Below are 14,906 nucleotides of genomic sequence, written 5' to 3'. Positions count from 1 at the left end.
ATTGCTCCCCTAGTGAATTAGAGGGAGCAATTTTTAAATGATTAATTAATCTTCATCAGCAGGGGTGATAGGGCAGACAAAACCGTCAGGTTTAATCGCTAATAAATCACATTTTAGCTTATCGATGACATGCTCTGCGGTATTTCCCAAAAAGGCAGCTGAAATCCCTGTACGGCCTAAAATACCCAGTACCACAACCCCTGCATGTAATTCTTCACACATGTCAGGAATAATTTTTTCAGGTAGGCCTTCACGGACATGGGTGTACCTTTCATCAATCCCAAATTTTTGCCGTAGCTCTTTCATCGCAATTAAATGCTGGCCACGTAGTGCGTTGTTATATAAGCTCGGGTCGAAATCGGGCAACTCTATGGCAATATTCATTGGCGCAACAGGATATGCGCTTACTAAATGAATTTCCTGTTCTTTAATAATGCGTGTTGCTAAGTCTTTTGTTTTTTCGACCAATTTGATATTGAGGTCATCGTGATAAGATTCCTCATTTGATAAATTAACGGCAACAACCACGGAACCATGGTCTGGCCAGACTTTATCTTTCACCATCCAGACGGGAGCAGGGCATTTTCGGAGTAAGTGCCAGTCTAACGGGGTAAAAATAATTGACTCGAAATTATCGGTTTGGTGTGCCATTTTCAGTAATAAGTCATGTTCACCACTGATAACTTCCTGAATAATGGCCTCATATGGCTTGTTGTGCCAAATAACTTTAATTTCAATATCAATGCCCGCTTCAAGATAAAAATGAGCTTGTTGTTTGATCCACGCTGCTTTTTGGCTTATTACACCTTTACGCATGGCATTACGCTCTTCAGGAGACAGTAATGTTGTCATGTCATAGGAAAGGTCGTAGATAGGCAAAAACGCTTTTATCCGTCCACCATTACGCTGCACGATGTAGACAGCACGTCTTAATGCAGGCTGATCATCCTGATTTGGGTCAATTGCAACTAGCAAGTTTTTATAGTTTGCCATATTGAAATCCTCTCGATACACGGATATTTCCATATAGATAAACTATGATATTGAGATTAAATAGGCAAGAAATCTGGGGAAAAAAATAAAAACGGATCACTGATAACGTGATCCGTTTAGGGATATTAGCATGTAATTGCTGAAACTTTACCAGCAATATCAGTCAGTTTAGCCATATCTTCGATAGTGATATACTTGCCTTTAACACTCAACATGCCACTTTTTTGAAAGCGGCCTAATAAGCGGCTGATGGTTTCAACGGTTAATCCAAGATAGTTACCAATATCTCCACGAGTCATGGTCAATCTAAATTCTCTTGGTGAAAAACCACGTTCCGCAAAGCGGTGTGAGAGGTTAAGAATAAATGCAGCTAAACGTTCTTCCGCATTTTTCTTAGATAATAAAAGGATCATTTCTTGATCACCTTTAATTTCACCGCTCATTAAACGCATAATTTGCTGACGTAAATTAGGCATTTTGCCTGATAAATCATCTAAGGTTTCAAAAGGTATTTCACAAACCATTGATGTTTCAAGTGCTTGTGCAAAACTTGGGTGCTGTGTATGAATGATGGCATCAAAACCAACAAGGTCTCCAGCTAAATGAAAACCAGTAATTTGCTCATCGCCTTCTTCGGTTATTGTATAGCTTTTTATTGTACCTGAGCGGATGGCATATAATGAACGCAACTCATCGCCTGCTTTAAACAAAGCTTGGCCTTTTTGAATTGGTTTCTTGCGTTCGATGATATTATCAAGTTGATCCAGTTCATGTTCATTCAGCGTAAAAGGAATGCAAAGTTGGCTAATACTGCAGTCCTGGCAATGAATAGCACAACCACCAGACTGGATGCGACGAACAACTCTTTTTTCTGGGATCATATTTAAGGCTCAATCAAGTTAAAATTATTGATATGAGTCAATTTTAACATAAGATAATGCAACTGGTAAGTAGTAATGTATGACAGAATCGACTTAATAAACAAAAAAGCCAATCAGAGAACATGCAAGAAATTAGTGAATTTAGATATTAATGCTAAATTAAAGAAGATTACTAAATATAAAATTTGATATAGATTAAATTTTATCCTCTAAACGATAAAAAGATGACAGATATCACCATTGTAATTAATACTTAAAATTATGGTGCTTGGGCACGAAATAATAAACTAATTAGCATTAATTTAACACGAAAATAAATTTATGAATATCAATTTTTCAAATTAACCTCAATAAGGAGATTATAATGACACTTACTCAACAGTCTTTACCCACTTCGATGACAGTTGTTGACATTATAGAACCTGGTGGGCCAGAAAAGCTGCGATTAATTGATAAACCGTTACCTATAATTTCTGCTGGGTATTTACTTGTTAAGGTGGAAGCTGCGGGCGTTAATCGTCCTGATATTTTTCAGCGTAAGGGGTCGTATCCTCCACCTGCAGATGCTTCACCAATTATGGGGCTTGAAATTGCAGGAACTATTGTTGGTAAGGCGGATGATGCAGAGGAATGGCAGTTAGGTGATAAAGTTTGTGGGCTGGTTGCCGGGGGCGGTTATGCGGAATATTGTCTAGTGCATAAAAACATAGCCTTACCGTTAGGGAATTTATCTTTTATCGAGGGGGCGGCAATACCTGAAAACTTTTTTACTGTTTGGGCTAATGTTTTTCAAATAGGTAAGTTAAAGAAAGATGAAACAGTACTTATTCACGGAGGAACATCGGGTATTGGTAGTGTGGCGATTATGTTAGCGAAAGCGTTTGGTGCAATAGTGATTACTACTGTCGGCTCTGAAGATAAAGTTGAAGTTGCAAAATCGCTAGGTGCGGATTGTGCTGTTAACTATAGAAAAGATGATTTTGTTGAAGCTACACTCAATTATACCTCTTCTCGAGGTGTAGATATGGTCGTAGATATTATCGGTGGTGATTATGTTGCAAAAAATTATCAAGTTGCTGCTAAATTTGCGCGTATTATCCAGATTGGGATGATGAAAGGTAACCCTAAAGAGTTAAATATGATGCCTTTAATGGTAAAAAGATTAACTCATACAGGATCAACAATGCGTTCTCGAACGATTGAAGAAAAAATTTTGATCGCACAAGAGCTCAAAGAACAAGTTTGGGGAATGTTGCAAAAAGGTGAAATAAAACCTGTTGTTAACAAAATCTATCCTTTATCCCAAGTAAAAGAAGCGCATGAATATATGGAGTCAGGTGACCTTGTTGGTAAAATCATTCTAAAAAACAACTAATTATAAGTTTTTAATCTGGTTTTTATTGTTGTATTACAATATTTTCACAATAGTAAAAGCCAGTTTGTTTATAACAAATAATTTACATAATCAAGTCTTTTTAGCGTAAATATCTCTTTACAGTTAACTAAATTTTGATTTTTTGTGCTTGCCCACAAATTAGAATGAAATTCCAGTTGGTTTGTTAATAATTTAATAAAAATAGATTATATCTATAAACAAGTTGGCCATTAACGGTTTGTTTATCAATAATTAATTCTTAAATGATATTTTTAAATGTATATCATTAATATATTGATATCTTTTATATAAACACAGTCCGTTATGCACTTTCCAATGATATTAAGTTAAGTGACTTAAATGCAACTAGCGGCGGCTAATTGCAGTTTGAAGGTGTAGTAATGATGAATAATTTTAAAAATGCAAAGATGAATGTAGATGCATTGTTTTTAGGCCCTAAATCTGAAAATGCTGTCTTTTTCAAAGAAATGATGGAATATTCAGTGAGTGAACATATGCATTGGCGCTCTAGTTACCATCCAGAAGACCCTGATCTTATCTCTACCGTTGACCGCTATGCCCCAGAATACCGAGATACGCTATATCGTACAGAAGGTATTCTCAATCAACTCTCTTCAAAATTAAAAACAACATCAGTTCCATGGTTCTCTCCACGTTATATGGGCCATATGAATGCAGATACGCTGATGATTTCTAATTTAGCTTATGTTATGGCGATGATGTACAACCCCAATAATTGTGCACAAGAATCCTCACCAACGACAACAGTTTTAGAAATAGAAGCCGGGTTAGATTTATGTGCCATGTTTGGTTATGACGTACAACATGCTTGGGGGCATATTACATCTGGCGGAACGGTTGCTAACTATGAAGGATTATGGGTAGCTAGAAATATTAAAACACTACCGTTGGCGATTATGCAGCATCCAAAATCCCAATACCTACTAAAGGGGAAAACCGAAAAAGAGTTGCTCAATCTTTCAGTGCCTACAGTTCTAGATTTAATTGACGAATTAAAGAAACAGCAAATTTTTGAGGAAGTTCGTGGTCTAACCTGTCGTGGAGTTGGAATAGAGCAAGGAAAACTGGGTAAGTTACTGGTTCCCCAGTCTAAGCACTATTCATGGATGAAAGCGATGGATATTCTTGGTTTAGGCCAACAGAATATTGTGCAACTACCCGTTGATGCAAGTTATCGAACGGATGTGCGTAAAATGCGTGAAACCGTATTTGCATTGATTGAGCAAGGGGAACCCATTTTAGCGGTCGTTGCCGTTATGGGAACCACAGAAACTGGCGCAATAGACAATGTCAAAGAAGTCATTGAGCTACGACGTGAATGTGAGCAACGTTTTGGTGTTTCTTTTTATGTACATATTGACGCTGCTTATGCGGGATACGCTTGTGCGATGTTTCGCGATGAAGAAAATCAATTTATGGAGTATGAGAATTTAATCCAACGTTATCATAGTGAAGGCATTTTTCCTGAAAATATGGTGTGGCCAAAGCGTGATGTGTATGAAAGTTTTAAAGCATTAAGCCAAGCGGATTCTATTACTGTTGACCCTCATAAAGTGGGGTTTATTCCGTATGCGGCGGGGGCAATCTGTATGAAAGATAAGCGGATTGTAGATTTGGTTTCTTACCATGCCGCTTATGTATTTGAAGAAGTGCAAGAAAAACAGCGTAAAGCAGAGAAAACGCAGAATGTATTACTTGGTTCTTCCATTATGGAAGGGTCAAAAGCAGGCGCAACCGCCGCAGCGGTATGGGCTGCACATCGCTTAGTCCCATTAAATGTTTTAGGGTATGGAAAAGTGATTGCCGCAGGGGTCATCACGGCCAATTGGATGATTGACAAAATTAATCAATGTGAGCCTTTCATTATTGATGAGCGTCAATTTTCAATTATAGCGATGCCTACGCCTGATTTTCACATGATTAACTTTATGTTCCGTGAAATCGGAAACACCTCTTTAGAAAAGCAAAATCAGCTAAATAAGCGGTTATATGAATTATGCTCTTATGCTGCAGGTCGGAGTTATTCTAATGATTTTCTCACTTCATCAACTTCGCTAACTTATGACGAATATGGTGATAATCCATTGAGTTTATGTCGAGACGCACAATTCTCTGATAATGAATGGCATAAAGTACGGTCAATTTATGTGCTGCGGGCGGCGATTATGACGCATTGCTTGCGTGATAGGGCACATTTTGAAACCTATTGGGCGGAGTTAAAAAATATCTTTGAAGATAAACTGCAACAACTCATTAATGAAGAAAATAAGTCAAATCATTCCAATTATAAAATTAATATTTAATTGATTGCTAGGATCTCAATATGAAAAATCGCACACTTGGTAGTGTATTTATTGTTGCAGGTACTACGATTGGCGCTGGTATGTTAGCTATGCCTATCGCTGCTGCTGGTAATGGTTTTTTAGTTAGCTTGGCTATGTTATTAGTGTTATGGGCATTGATGTGTTACACAGCATTGCTCTTGGTCGAGGTTTATCAACATGAGTCCCACGAAACGGGGATTGGTAGTGTTGCGCAGCGGTATTTAGGGTCTAGTGGCAAATTTATTACGGGTTTCAGCATGATGTTCCTTATGTATGCACTGACAGCCGCTTATGTCAGTGGTGCAGGGGAAATCATTACTTCGAATTTAAAAACTAGTTTTGCCATTGAAATGGCTGATTGGATGGGAATTGTTGTATTTACCGTTATTGGTGGTGGAGTTGTATGTTTCGGGACTTCATCCGTAGATTTTATCAACCGTATTTTATTTGCAGCAAAAATTGTTTTTCTAGTCATTATATTGGCATTAATGATACCGCATGTTGAGCAACAAAATTTATTGGCTGCACCAACTGAAAAAGTTCTCATTTTATCTGCGATACCGGTATTTTTTACCTCATTTGGTTTTCATGGTAGCGTCCCAAGTATCGTTAAATACATGGGAGGGGATGTCAAAAAACTGCGGGTTATTTTTATCATCGGAAGTGCTATCCCATTGATTGCTTATATTTTATGGCAAATCGCAACCTTAGGGAGTATTGGTACAACCACGTTCGTTGGTATTTTGGCTGAAAACGCAGGGCTTAATGGACTATTAGATGCAATTAAGGATGTGGCTCAATCAGGAAAAACAGAGTTAATTGCACAAATGTTCATGAGTTTGGCTCTAGCGACATCTTTCCTTGGGGTTGCTTTAGGGTTATTTGACTTTTTAGCAGACTTATTTAAACGTCAAGATAATGCTTCAGGGCGTCTACAAACAGGCTTATTGACCTTTGGACCACCGTTAGTTTTTGCTTTATTTTATCCTAAAGGGTTTGTGATGGCGTTAGGGTATGCCGCAATTGCACTTTCAATACTAGCTTTATTACTACCTAGTGCAATGGCATTTAAATCAAGGGCATTGAACCCACAGAAATATCAAGTATTGGGCGGTGGATTAGGTCTATCATTGGTATTTATTTGTGGCATTATAGTCATTGGTGTTCAGTTAGGGATTGTTTTCAACATATTACCTAATATTGGTTAATAAATAGTATACTTGCCAGCTGTCTCTTGATGGCTGGCTTGTTCCTTTCCTAAAAGCTTTTCTCAAATTTACTGCACAATTTACTCTGTTAGACAATTTACCGCACATTTTTTACTGTTGTATCGACATTTAGTCGGTATAATCCATATAAGAATGATTATCATTAGCACATTATGCACAAAAACAGATATATCTAAAGCTGGCATTTTCTGTAAAAGTAACTATTATATTAGATATATCGGTTTTAGAATGAATAACCCTGAGAATTTTAATGGCCAGTGAACAACAACTAGACCCGTGTTTGTGTAACGGTAAAAGTGTCAGTCGTATGTTTAACCCTAAACAGTTAAGGATTTATATCCTACATTTACTGACAGGGGGAATTAATTATGGTTATGAGTTAATAAAAAAAATTGCAGAAGAAACGGCAGGTTTTTATTGTCCAAGTCCGGGTGTAATTTATCCGACTCTAACGTTATTAGAAGAGTTAGGGTTTATTTCAGCGGGTAAAGATAATGGAAAAGGGCGCAAGTGTTATGTGATTACTCCAGAAGGCCGCTGTTTTTTATTACTCAAAGCTGAAATATTGGCAGAAGTTCAACTAAAATTAAAATATGCACAGGAATTAAAAGCAGGTAATCAATTTGCGAATGAAATTGAATGTGCTGTAGATAAATTTAAGTCATTGTTGAGACACCAAATCGTGATACAACAGTTGACAAAAGAAGAGACAACAAAAGTCGTTGAGATCATTAACCGCGCAGTGGAACGAATTGAGCAAGTCAATGCGGTGTTAGTGGCAGAAGGAAAATCAAATGGCTAAAACGAATGATATTATACAAGCAAAAGAGCATTTATATATGAAAGAGACAAGCAAGATACTACAGAGCAACGCCCCGGATACTTCTGAAAATGAACCGCCTGTGAAGACGAATAAAGATGTTAAGTTTAAAGAGGTTGTCTGCCCCAATGTTCCAACGTCATATTTTAAGCGAGCTAAAAAACAAAAAATAAAATAATAATTTGGATAGTTTACAAAATCTTTATTCATACGAAAGGCATAAAGAATAAATGCAATTATTTTTATTATTGATGAATAACAGCACTCAACTTTCTATTATTTCGTCAATAACGTAAATTTTAGGGTACATATAATTATTTTGTAAACTGTAACTATCATCCTATATCAGTATATGACTTATTAAGAAGGCCCCCTGATCACTTAGCGTCATCAGGGGGTATCGGTTATAAGCCCAATTTAGCGTGTATTTGGGCTATTTCATTTATCCACTGTTGTTGTAACTGTGGTTTTTGGTGGCTTAGTTTGCGTTTTTGATCCGCAAGTAACTTTTGCTCTAATATCAGCAATGTTTCTAGTAGCTCATCTTCATGAGCAGTTTCCTCACAAGAAATTTTAATCGCCGATTTAACAGAGACATCTCTCCCAAGTGTAGTCGTTAATAATGACTGGGATTGCTGCTCGATTTTATGATAAATATCATCAATATTAAGGTATTCCTCTAGCCGATTATCATCGATAAACCAGAAGCGTTGGCAGCTATTTTCAATGAGCCATTTATCATGGCTTACAACCAATAATGCTCCAGAAAATAAGCTAATTTGCTCACAAAGCGCTTCCTTGCCTTCTAGATCAAGGTGATTGGTAGGTTCGTCCAATAAAATCAATTCGTACTGAGCTAAACTTAAACCAATAAACAATAACCTAGCGCGTTCTCCACCACTCAGTGTTGCTACTTTCTGTTGATGGCGTGAATAAGCAAAACCAGCGCCAATCAAGGCCATTTTTCTTTGTTCATCGGTTAAAGGTGCAAAATGACGTAGTGCCTCTAGTAGGCTATCATTATCATTTAGCTGCTCTAATTGTTGGTCATAATAACCAGCACTGATTGCTGGGTGAAACTTCAATTGCGAGCTATAGCGTAAATCTTGTTGATAACATTGCCAAAGTAGACGTAATAGTGTCGATTTACCACAGCCATTAGCGCCCATGATGGCGATACGGTCACCACTTTTCACTTGATAAAATGCCGTTTTAAACAACTGATTTCCATTCGGTGTTGAAACAACGGTATTTTCCAACTCCAAAACTCTATCTGCAGGAATCGCTTTGCCATTTAAAGCAAGCTTCCATTGATAGCCTTCAGTTAACTCAGTTTGGGCATCTTTAAGCCGGTCAATATGTTTTTCCATCTGCTTGGCTTTGCGTGATAAGGCTTCGTTGTCATACACATGTCCCCAGATAGCTAAGCGCTTGGCACTTGATGCAATACGGTCAATTTCTTTTTGCTCGGCTTGATTACGACGTGCATCAGTGATGTCTTTTTCACTCAATGCTTGCCGTGCTGCACTGCAAGGTAACCGATAAAAATGCAGTGATTTATCTCGTAAAATCCAAGTGCAGTTACTCACCTTATCTAATAATGACTGGTCATGAGACACGAGTACGAAACTGCCTTTCCATGACTGTAAGAAATTACCTAACCAAATAAGTGTGGGTAAATCTAAATGATTACTCGGTTCATCAAGTAGTAGTAAATCGGGTTGCTCAATTAAAGCACGACCTAGAAGCAAACGAGTATGTTGCCCTCCACTGATGGCATTAGCTTTTTGTTCCCACTGTTCAGGTGTAAAACCTAATTCTGATAATAAAACTTCAGCCCGCCAGCGTTCAGTGACTTTGTCTTGTTCAGGTAATTTTTGAACTAGTGCATCAAGCAGTGTCAAGGAAGCAATATTATCGGGTAAATGTTGTTCAATATAAGCAGTAACGCAGTGATTCGCATAAGTAATACTGCCATTATTAGGGAACAACTGCTGGGTTATTAGCTTCAATAATGTACTTTTCCCGCTTCCGTTATGGCCAATTAAACCAATACGGTCGCCTTGTTGAACGGTAAAAGAGATGTCATTCAATAAAGTCGAGGTTGAAGTATCGTAATTTAGTGATTTTACAGTTAATAAAGTGCTCATAGCTTACTCAAATTTTAGGCATAAAAATGCCAGGGTATAGTCGTCACGACAACCCAGTAAGCTGAGGGAAGATTTTCTTTAGTGGCTTCGCTCAGGCAGGGTTATCGCAGTATAAAACTGTGAAAGCCTGAGCTCTGGCGATTACCAAAGAAGTGTGAGTATTCAATAAGATCACACAACAGCATAGATTAGCCTCCTTAATATTTGTTAAGTTAATCCATGAGATAATCATAGCAAACATAGTCTTTGGCAAACAATGTCCAGAAATGCGTTGTTTGATTATTATTGTTAAATTAAGCATATCCACAGATATAAATGATACTTATATCATGCACGAAGAAATGAATAATACTGCTGTGAATTGGGTTCTTCGTTAGTAGCGTTTAAAATTAGGATTCAAAAGATAAGAGAGTCCCAAATGAACGTAGAAATAAAGTCAGCAACCCGCCAAGATGCCGCATTGATATTAGATATGATCATTGAACTTGCGGATTACGAAAAAGCACGTCATGAAGTGAAAGCAACAGTTGCTGATATCGAAAATTCCTTATTCGATGAAAATTCAAGCACTGAAGCATTGATTTGTTATGTGGATGGGCAACCAGCAGGGTATGCCGTGTTCTTTACAAGTTATTCAACATGGCTAGGTAATAGCGGCATCTATTTAGAGGATTTATATGTATCTCCTGATTTTAGGGGAGCAGGAGCTGGGAAAAAACTATTGAAACATATTGCAAAATTGGCTGTGGATCGAAAATGCCAGCGTTTGGAATGGAGCGTTCTTGATTGGAATCAGCCAGCAATTGATTTCTATAAAAGCATAGGTGCGCAACCACAGGATGAGTGGGTTCGTTACCGAATGGACGAGAAAACGATAGCTGAATTTGCTTGCTAATATTTATTCAAATCAAATGCTATTAATAAAGCCAGTAAACTAATTGACTGGCTTTATTTTTTATATATTGAATTAAATGTATACAATTAATGCCTTATTATTGTTTTTATCTGTCTATTCTACCTTTTTGTGACACAAGGCAACTTCACTTAACTTAAATGCTGATAAAATGTTATTAAATTAGATAGATAGCTAATTTAATAACTGTGTTTACACGTACTAACATAGTTAAAAAATAAAAAATTATTACTTTTGTCTTAGTTGTATTTATTTAGCATATAGGACAGTTATCTCGTTTTATTAATATTTACCAGGTTAATAATCAAAATAATTGTTGTTCCTTGTTTTCTCATTTAATGGAAAGGGATGGTATGAAAATAAATAAGCAAAAAATATCTTTTTACATCATTTTAATAATAATTATTGTTGCGGGTGGTTTTTATTACTGGAATGTTAACTCAGGTGGGCTACCTGCTGGATTTGCACAAAGTAATGGTCGTATAGAAGCAACGGAAATTGATATTGCGACTAAGACTGCAGGGCGCATTGAAACGATTAACGTCAAAGAAGGGGATTTTGTTAAAGAAGGCCAAGAACTTGCTCGTATGGATACTCGAGCGCTTCAAGAGCAGCTTCATGAAGTACAAGCCCAGTTGCGCCAAGCGATTAGCGCAGTGACGACAGCCGAATCTGCTTTAGCCCAACGAAAAAGTGAAAAAGTTGCTGCTCAAGCCGTTGTTCGTCAACGTGAAGCGGAATTAGACGCTGCACAAAAACGGTTGAATCGCTCTAGAGCTTTGGTAAGAACCAACGCTGTTTCTCAACAACAAGTCGATGACGATACAGCACAAATGCAAGGTTCTCGCGCAGCATTGGAGGCGTCAAAAGCGCAAGTTGCCGCCGCGACATCAGCGATTGATTCTGCAAGTGCCGGTATTGTTCAAGCGAAAAACCGTGTTGATGCAGCGACAGCAACGGAACGTCGTATTATTGCGGATTTAGATGACAGCATTCTAAAAGCGCCAAGAAATGGTCGTATTCAATATCGTGTAGCTGAACCAGGTGAGGTACTTGGTGCTGGTGGGCGGGTCTTGAATATGGTTGATTTAAGTGATGTATATATGACCTTTTTCTTACCAACTGAAGATGCCGGTAAAGTTGCCTTAGGCAGTGATGTTCACATTATACTCGATGCTGCACCAAACATCGTGATCCCAGCAAAAGCCACATTCGTGGCAAGTGTTGCACAATTCACACCCAAAACCGTAGAAACACAAAATGAACGCTTAAAATTGATGTTCAGAGTACGTGCGCGTATTTCCCCTGAGTTATTAGGGCAACACTTAGAATATGTCAAAACAGGGTTACCCGGTAAAGCGTATGTACGTTTAGATCCGAATGAATCTTGGCCTGCTGAACTTGAGGTGAGATTACCACAATGACCAATAAACTGATGGATGATGTGATTATCGATATACAGCATGTCAGCCAGCATTATGGTGATAATTGTGCGTTGGATGACATTGTGCTTTCCATCCCAGCAAGAAAAATGGTTGGGTTGATTGGCCCAGATGGTGTAGGAAAATCAAGCTTGATTTCTCTGATCGCGGGGGCAAGAGTGATTCAACAAGGGCAAATAACGGTACTTGATGGTGATATGAATGATATTGAACACCGTCGAGCTGTTTGCCCTCGCATCGCTTACATGCCGCAAGGTTTAGGGAAGAATCTCTACCATACATTATCTGTTTATGAAAACGTCGATTTTTTTGGTCGTTTATTTGGTCAATCAAAAGCTGAGCGTGAATATCGCATTCAAGATTTACTTGAAAGTACAGGGCTTGCACCCTTTAAAGACCGTCCTGCCGGCAAGTTATCAGGGGGCATGAAACAAAAGTTGGGATTATGTTGTGCGTTAATTCATGATCCCGATTTATTAATTTTAGATGAACCTACCACTGGGGTTGACCCGTTATCTCGTGCACAATTTTGGGATTTAATCGATCGTATTCGTTTGCGACAAACCAATATGAGTGTTTTGGTCGCAACAGCTTATATGGAAGAGGCCGAACATTTTGATTGGTTAGTGGCAATGGATGATGGCAAGGTGCTTGCCACGGGTCATGCATCTGAATTAAAAGCACAGACGCAATGTGATGACCTTGAAGCTGCGTTTATTCAATTACTACCAGAAGAAAAGCGTAGCGGGCACAAGAAGGTTGTGATCCCTGCGCGTGATACCACAAAAGACAATATTATTGCCATTGAAGCCCAAGATCTAACCATGCGTTTTGGCAACTTTGTCGCTGTTGACCATGTTAATTTTAAAATTCCGAAAGGGGAAATTTTCGGTTTTCTAGGCTCCAATGGCTGTGGTAAATCCACCACCATGAAAATGCTAACGGGTTTACTTCAAGCCAGTGAAGGTCAAGCTTGGCTATTTGGTCAAGAAATTGACCCTAAAGACATCGAGACCCGTAAGCGCGTCGGTTATATGTCGCAAGCATTCTCGTTATATAGTGAACTCAGTGTTGAACAAAACCTTGTTTTGCATGCCAAACTTTTCCATATACCGGAAGATAAAATTCCTCAGCGTGTAGATGAAATGTGTCAGCGTTTTGAACTTGATGATGTGCGAGACGTAATGCCAGACGATTTGCCTTTAGGAATTCGTCAACGGTTATCTTTAGCTGTCGCCGTTATTCATGAACCTGAAATGTTAATCCTCGATGAGCCAACGTCGGGAGTGGACCCTGTTGCCAGAGATATGTTCTGGAACTTAATGGTCGATTTATCAAGGCGTGACGGCGTCACAATCTTTATCTCAACTCACTTTATGAATGAAGCCGAACGCTGTGACCGGATTTCATTGATGCACGCAGGAAAGGTACTTGATTGTGATACGCCTGCAAACTTAACCAAAAAACGCGGATTAGCGACGTTAGAAGAAACCTTTATTGCTTATTTGCAAGATGCGGTAGGTGATGCAGGGCAAGGGCAAGAAACTGCGCCTGAGTTTCATGTTGACCCTGAACTGAAAGAACAAGCGACTGAAGCATTGAAAAAACGCTTTAGCTTGCGTCGGTTATTCAGTTATTCCATTCGGGAAGGAATGGAATTGCGTCGAGATCCTGTCCGCTCAACACTGGCGTTATTGGGGACTGTAATTCTTATGTTTATCATGGGTTACGGTATTAGCATGGATGTGGAAAATTTACGCTTTTCAGTACTCGATCGCGACCAAACAGGGCTAAGTCAGGGATATACTTTGAACTTAGCAGGTTCACGTTACTTTATCGAACAACCTCCAATCAAAGACTATGATGATTTAGAGGCTGGCATGCGTAGCGGCAATATTACCGTTGCGATTGAAATTCCACCTAACTTTGCAAGGGATGTTGCCCGTGGTAATAACGTTAAAATTGGCGTGTGGATTGATGGTGCCATGCCAAACCGTGCTGAAACTGTGCGTGGCTATGTACAAGCAATGCACTTAGCATGGCTAAGTACGATGGCTGCTCGTCAACCCGTAGGCGTTGCTGGAATGCCCGCTATCGACATTGAAACGCGATATCGTTATAACCCAGATGTTCGCAGCTTGCCGGCGATTGTTCCCGCGGTTATTCCATTATTATTAATGATGATACCTGCGATGCTGAGTGCGTTAAGTGTTGTTCGAGAAAAAGAACTTGGTTCGATTATCAATCTTTATGTCACCCCGATCACCAAATTAGAATTTTTACTTGGAAAACAGCTCCCTTACATTTTATTAGGTATGTTTAACTTTGTATTACTTTGCATATTATCAGTGTATATATTTGGTGTTGAATTCAAAGGTAGTTTTCTGACATTAACGCTAGCAGCATTTCTGTATATCAGTATTGCAACAGGTATGGGACTACTAATTTCATGTTTTATGAAAAGCCAAATTGCGGCAATTTTTGGTACTTCTATCATCACGTTGATACCAGCAACTCAGTTTTCAGGAATGATTGACCCTGTCTCATCATTGGAGGGTATTGGCCGTTGGGTTGGAATGGTTTATCCAACGTCACACTTTCTGACTATCACGCGAGGAACCTTTTCTAAGGGATTAAATTTATTCGATTTACAGTCATCATTTATTCCATTACTGATCACCGTACCACTAGTTATTGGATTAAGTGTTTTATTCCTGAAAAAGCAGGAGGCATAGTG

Annotated in this window: 11 protein-coding genes; 8 read left to right on the top strand and 3 right to left on the bottom strand. The window is 38.6% G+C overall.

Annotation, left to right across the window (positions count from 1 at the left end; translation table 11 throughout):
- Positions 1–45: 45 nt before the first annotated feature.
- Both uspE and PSE60_RS06885 read right to left on the bottom strand, forming a co-directional pair.
- Positions 46–993 carry a universal stress protein UspE gene (gene uspE / locus PSE60_RS06890; RefSeq protein ID WP_210838495.1) on the bottom strand — a complete coding sequence of 316 codons (948 nt, stop codon included), beginning with the start codon at positions 991–993 and terminating at the stop codon, positions 46–48.
- 125 nt (positions 994–1,118) lie between these two features.
- On the bottom strand, positions 1,119–1,874 hold the full coding sequence (locus PSE60_RS06885) for an FNR family transcription factor (RefSeq protein ID WP_004254821.1): 756 nt from the start codon (positions 1,872–1,874) through the stop codon (positions 1,119–1,121).
- 364 nt (positions 1,875–2,238) lie between these two features.
- Between PSE60_RS06885 and PSE60_RS06880 the strand changes: the two genes are divergently transcribed.
- From PSE60_RS06880 to PSE60_RS06860, 5 genes are all read left to right on the top strand, one after another.
- Complete coding sequence (locus PSE60_RS06880) at positions 2,239–3,249, top strand: NAD(P)H-quinone oxidoreductase (protein ID WP_272664943.1); 1,011 nt, start codon at positions 2,239–2,241, stop codon at positions 3,247–3,249.
- Positions 3,250–3,653: 404 nt separating this feature from the next.
- Positions 3,654–5,594 carry a pyridoxal phosphate-dependent decarboxylase family protein gene (locus PSE60_RS06875; protein ID WP_272664997.1) on the top strand — a complete coding sequence of 647 codons (1,941 nt, stop codon included), beginning with the start codon at positions 3,654–3,656 and terminating at the stop codon, positions 5,592–5,594.
- Between the two features lie 20 nt (positions 5,595–5,614).
- Positions 5,615–6,823 carry a tyrosine transporter TyrP gene (gene tyrP, locus PSE60_RS06870; RefSeq protein ID WP_272664942.1) on the top strand — a complete coding sequence of 403 codons (1,209 nt, stop codon included), beginning with the start codon at positions 5,615–5,617 and terminating at the stop codon, positions 6,821–6,823.
- A 271-nt stretch (positions 6,824–7,094) separates the two neighbouring features.
- Positions 7,095–7,646 (top strand): PadR family transcriptional regulator, encoded by a 552-nt coding sequence (locus PSE60_RS06865; RefSeq protein ID WP_272664941.1) that lies wholly within the window; start codon positions 7,095–7,097, stop codon positions 7,644–7,646.
- A complete protein-coding gene (locus PSE60_RS06860) occupies positions 7,639–7,842 on the top strand; it encodes a DEAD/DEAH box helicase (RefSeq protein WP_272664940.1) in 204 nt (67 codons plus the stop codon). The genes PSE60_RS06865 and PSE60_RS06860 overlap by 8 nt, the downstream gene beginning before the upstream one ends.
- Positions 7,843–8,068: 226 nt before the next feature.
- Here the strand turns inward: PSE60_RS06860 and PSE60_RS06855 are convergent, their stop codons facing one another.
- Positions 8,069–9,814, bottom strand: coding sequence for an ABC-F family ATP-binding cassette domain-containing protein (locus PSE60_RS06855; RefSeq protein ID WP_272664939.1), 1,746 nt, complete (start codon positions 9,812–9,814; stop codon positions 8,069–8,071).
- A 418-nt stretch (positions 9,815–10,232) separates the two neighbouring features.
- On the opposite strand from PSE60_RS06855, the gene PSE60_RS06850 reads away from it, so the two are divergent.
- The 3 genes from PSE60_RS06850 to rbbA all read left to right on the top strand — a co-directional run bounded on the left by PSE60_RS06850 (position 10,233) and on the right by rbbA (position 14,904).
- Entirely contained in the window at positions 10,233–10,709 is a 477-nt protein-coding gene (locus PSE60_RS06850) for a GNAT family N-acetyltransferase (RefSeq protein WP_222959679.1), read from the top strand.
- A gap of 371 nt (positions 10,710–11,080) precedes the next feature.
- A complete protein-coding gene (locus PSE60_RS06845) occupies positions 11,081–12,151 on the top strand; it encodes an HlyD family secretion protein (RefSeq protein ID WP_272664938.1) in 1,071 nt (356 codons plus the stop codon).
- Positions 12,148–14,904 (top strand): ribosome-associated ATPase/putative transporter RbbA, encoded by a 2,757-nt coding sequence (gene rbbA / locus PSE60_RS06840; RefSeq protein WP_272664937.1) that lies wholly within the window; start codon positions 12,148–12,150, stop codon positions 14,902–14,904. The genes PSE60_RS06845 and rbbA overlap by 4 nt, the downstream gene beginning before the upstream one ends.
- Positions 14,905–14,906 lie beyond the last annotated feature (2 nt).

It is taken from the genome of Providencia sp. PROV174 (genome assembly GCF_028480685.1).
GTDB lineage: Bacteria > Pseudomonadota > Gammaproteobacteria > Enterobacterales > Enterobacteriaceae > Providencia > Providencia rettgeri.
This window is presented reverse-complemented; position numbering and strand designations above follow the sequence as displayed.

Bases quoted from the DNA above. Each gene is read 5' to 3' on its own strand.
- PSE60_RS06845 (WP_272664938.1), top strand. From the start codon at position 11,081: ATGAAAATAAATAAGCAAAAAATATCTTTTTACATCATTTTAATAATA.
- PSE60_RS06885 (WP_004254821.1), bottom strand. From the start codon at position 1,874: ATGATCCCAGAAAAAAGAGTTGTTCGTCGCATCCAGTCTGGTGGTTGT.
- tyrP (WP_272664942.1), top strand. From the start codon at position 5,615: ATGAAAAATCGCACACTTGGTAGTGTATTTATTGTTGCAGGTACTACG.
- PSE60_RS06880 (WP_272664943.1), top strand. From the start codon at position 2,239: ATGACACTTACTCAACAGTCTTTACCCACTTCGATGACAGTTGTTGAC.
- PSE60_RS06855 (WP_272664939.1), bottom strand. From the start codon at position 9,814: ATGAGCACTTTATTAACTGTAAAATCACTAAATTACGATACTTCAACC.
- PSE60_RS06850 (WP_222959679.1), top strand. From the start codon at position 10,233: ATGAACGTAGAAATAAAGTCAGCAACCCGCCAAGATGCCGCATTGATA.
- PSE60_RS06860 (WP_272664940.1), top strand. From the start codon at position 7,639: ATGGCTAAAACGAATGATATTATACAAGCAAAAGAGCATTTATATATG.
- PSE60_RS06865 (WP_272664941.1), top strand. From the start codon at position 7,095: ATGGCCAGTGAACAACAACTAGACCCGTGTTTGTGTAACGGTAAAAGT.
- rbbA (WP_272664937.1), top strand. From the start codon at position 12,148: ATGACCAATAAACTGATGGATGATGTGATTATCGATATACAGCATGTC.
- PSE60_RS06875 (WP_272664997.1), top strand. From the start codon at position 3,654: ATGAATAATTTTAAAAATGCAAAGATGAATGTAGATGCATTGTTTTTA.
- uspE (WP_210838495.1), bottom strand. From the start codon at position 993: ATGGCAAACTATAAAAACTTGCTAGTTGCAATTGACCCAAATCAGGAT.